Here is a 3,603-nt window from a genome sequence, read left to right on the forward strand (position 1 = left end):
TGCCGACGGACCCGTTGAACTGTTCGCGGATCGGCTCGAACTCCGGGGCCACCGCCTCGTCCATGCGGGCCGTCAGGTCGCCCGCCGACAGACGCGCGAAGCCGCCCTCGATGCCGGCGACGAAGGCGGCAAGGTCCTGCGCCTTGACCCGCTCGGCCGCCGCCTCGCGCTCTAGCCGGGCGAGCTCGGCGGCGCGGGCCGCCTCGGCCTCGGCTTCCAGGCGCTTGTTCTGCACCGCCGCGTCCTTGAACACCTGCACCGTGCGCGCCATGCCGCCGATCTCGTCGCGTCTATCGGCCCCTGTCACCTCGACCGACAGGTTCCCTTCCGCCAGTTCCCGCATCACGCCGGTGACCGAAACGATCGGTTTCGTGACGAGGCGCGACATCCAGAACGCCATCGCTGCTGCAGCCACCACGGAGGCCAGTCCGCCGAGGATGATCATCAACCTGGCGGTCTCGCTCGATGTGTCCGCGAGTTCGGCCCGTTTCGAAAGGAGGCTGCTCTCCTCGCCGTCCATCTCCGAGAGGATGTTTCGAATCCTGTCCATCGACGCCTTGCCCACACCGGAAGCTTCCATTCGCCTGGCGGCGTCCATGTTTCCGGCACGCGCCGCCTCGATTTCCCGGCCCGCGATCTCGGTCTGCCAGCGAGCGATCTCGCCTCGCAGGTCCTGGACGCGTGCTTGCTGTCGGGCATTGTCGGATGTCAGCTGCGCAACGGCGTCGATGGCCTGACCGACCGCGATGCGGCCTGCATCATATGGCTCGAGGAAGTTTTCGTCGCCGGAGATGAGAAAGCCACGAAGGCCCGTCTCCTGGTTGACCATGGCGATCCTGCCGGCGCTGATCTTCTCCATGACGCGGAACGTGTGGTCGTTCCACCCGGCGGCATCGCGGGCGATCTCGTTGTTGTAGTAGGACACGGCACTTGCCGTTCCGGAAATGGCGATGATGGTGACGAAGCTGAAGGCCAGCTTTCTCGACAGCGGAAGATGCTGAAGCATCGACATGAGCGCTCTCGCGCCTCCCTTCGGACGGACAACACGGTGCCGTCACCCGAGGGAATGTTTGGCTGACTGAAGTTAACGACTTGTAGTGTTGATGTGTAGAATGGGCGGATGATCGCAAGGATGCTTCGGAAATCCGGTAAGTGAAAATACGTATCGGATTTTGACGGGTAGTCTGTCGCGCAATTCCAAGTAACCGATCGGCGTGGAGAGGTCGTGCGCGGAGGTAGCGATCGTTCGAGGGGAATGGCTGGTCCTGACCCGTGGGACCGGTCCGGACGGCGCGAGAGTTCTCGGGCAGGATGTCTCGACGAGCGGAGAGAGCCGAAGTCCAAGAACCGGTTCACCAGCGAGTAGATCGCCCTTGCCCTCTGGCCGAGCGGAGAACGGCACGCTGGTCGGCGAGATCTGCCAGAGTTCGAGCGGGGACCGATCGATCCGGTGGAACGATCCGCGCGAGAGCGGGCGTTGCCGAGGCGACGTTCCATCGCTGGAGGAAGGCCCATGCCGCAATGGGCGTATCGGAGAGCCGGTGCCTGAAGCCGTTCGCGGCGGAGAACGCCAAGCCGAAGCGGCTGGTCGCCCGCCGTGGCAAGCCGGCGAGCATTCGGGTGGACAACGGTCCCGAGTTCGCCAGTCGGATGCTCGACCAGTGGACCTACATGCACAAGGTCGAGCCGGACTTCTCGAGGCTGGGAAAGCCGACGGACAATGCCTTCAACGCCCGCCTGTGCAGCCAATGCTTGAACGCCTGCCGGTTCCTGTCCGTGGCCGATGCCCGGTCACGGATCGACGCCTAGCGGGACGACGACGACCACCGTCGTCCGCACACGAGCCTCTCGCAACTTGACCCCGGCCGAGTTTCGTGGATCGACTCGGAAGAGCCCGAGAACTCTCCGGACGCCGCGGCCGAAGTCCGAGTCAGGACCGCGACCGGAGAATGCCTCAGTTCAGGCCGAGCTTTCCGCGCAGGGTCGAGAGGTCCTCGGCCAGCGTGTTGACGTTGGCAGCCAGCAGGCGGCGGTCGCTGTCCGTCAGCTTCTCGTAGTGGGTGTAGCCCTCGCCCTCGCGATACTTGGCGAGCGTCGTTTCGACGATGCCGAAGCTCTTGTTGACCTTGGCGACGAAGGGAGCGTCCTGCGTCTCGATCAGCGGCTGGACGAGGTCGAAGATCTTGCGCGAGCCGTCGAAATTGCCCTTGAAGTCCCAGAGGTCGGTGCCGCTGTAGCGGTCCTCCTCGCCCGAGATCTTGGTCGCGGCGACCTCTTCCATCAATGCGGCGGCGCCGCCAACGACCTTTTCCGGCGGCAGGGCGAGTTCGGCGATGCGCTGTTCCAGATCGGTGACGTCGGCCATCAGCCTGTCGGCGAAGGGCGCGAGGCCCTCGGTCGAGTTCTTGGCGAAGAGGCCGTATTCCAGGCGATGGAAGCCGGTGAACCCCTCGTCCTCCTCACGCTTCTCGTGATCGTCGGCGCGCGAATCGATCGAGGCGTCGAGGTCGGAGAAGAGTTCGGCGATCGGCTCCACCGCCTCGTAGCTCATGCGGGTCGGCGCGAAGAGCGCCCTGGCGCGCGTCACGTCGCCCGCCTTGATAGCGTCGGTAAAGGCCTTCGTATCGGTCGTCAGCGTCTCCAGCTTGTCGGAGACGTAGAGCTTGTACTCGGCGACCGGCTGCACGAGGTCGAGCGGCGAGACCTCGGCGAGCGTCGGCGTCGCGCCGCACAGGAGGGCGGCGGAGAGCATCATGGCAGGCGTCTTCAGCGTCATGGAAGGAACTCCGTCGTCAGGCTTTCAGGTCGGATGCCGCCCGGAGCAGCGAGCGGCCGAGGAAATCCGCCTCGTCCCGCACGCCGGGCAGCGTGAAGAAATAGCCGCCGCCGACGGGCTTGATGTATTCCTCCAGCGGCTCGCCATCGAGGCGGCGCTGGACGGCGATGAAGCCCGCGTCGAGGTCGGCCTGATAGGCGATGAAGAGGAGGCCCTGGTCGAGCTGGCCGTTCCGGGTGATGCCGTTCGAATAGTTGAATGGGCGGCGCAGGATGCGGCTCTTCTCGGTGTCCGCCCGGCGCGGGTTGGCGAGGCGGATATGGGCGTCCATCGGCGTGACGGTGCCGTCCGGGTCGGACGCGAAATCCGGAATGTCGGCTTCCGTACCGGCATGACCGAGGGGCGCGCCGCTCGGCTTCTGCCGGCCGATGATCGCCTCCTGCTCGCCGAGCGGCGTGCGGTCCCAGCGCTCCACCAAATTGCGGATGATGCGCACGGCCTGATAGGAGCCCGCCTTCGCCCAAGCTGGCTCGTCGGCTTCAGTGCCGACCCAGACGAGCGCGTCCATCAGGCCGGCGTCGCGTGAATCCGGGTTGGCCGATCCGTCGCGAAAGCCGAGGAAATTGCGGGCGCTCTCCTCGCGCCCGTCCGGGCTCGGCGGCAGGATGGGCACGGACCCTTCCTGCTTCCAGCGGATGACGAGAAGGTCGGGCAACGTCTTGATGATGTCGCGCAGCGCATGGATCGTCGCATCCGGCGTGTTGGCGCAGATCTGGATCGATAGGTCGCCGTGGCACAGCGCCGGATCGAGCGCGTCGTTGGGAAAC

3 protein-coding genes and 1 pseudogene are annotated in these 3,603 nt (G+C 65.7%); 1 reads left to right on the plus strand and 3 read right to left on the minus strand.

Features of this window, described 5'->3' with window-relative positions; all coding sequences use genetic code 11:
* Positions 1-1,012 (minus strand): CHASE3 domain-containing protein (locus QZ753_RS20285; RefSeq protein ID WP_294646393.1); only part of this gene is annotated, 1,012 nt, incomplete at its 3' end.
* Between the two features lie 572 nt (positions 1,013-1,584).
* Here QZ753_RS20285 and QZ753_RS20290 point away from each other — a divergent pair.
* Positions 1,585-1,806: pseudogene (locus QZ753_RS20290) on the plus strand (IS3 family transposase); the annotation flags it as partial.
* A gap of 148 nt (positions 1,807-1,954) precedes the next feature.
* On the opposite strand, the gene efeO reads toward QZ753_RS20290, so the two are convergent.
* Positions 1,955-2,776, minus strand: coding sequence for an iron uptake system protein EfeO (efeO, locus tag QZ753_RS20295; RefSeq protein WP_294646394.1), 822 nt, complete (start codon positions 2,774-2,776; stop codon positions 1,955-1,957).
* Between the two features lie 16 nt (positions 2,777-2,792).
* Positions 2,793-3,603 (minus strand): Dyp-type peroxidase (locus QZ753_RS20300; protein WP_294646397.1); only part of this gene is annotated, 811 nt, incomplete at its 5' end.

Origin of the sequence: uncultured Aureimonas sp., from assembly GCF_913775355.1 — a bacterium.
In the GTDB taxonomy this organism is placed as follows: Bacteria; Pseudomonadota; Alphaproteobacteria; order Rhizobiales; family Rhizobiaceae; genus Aureimonas.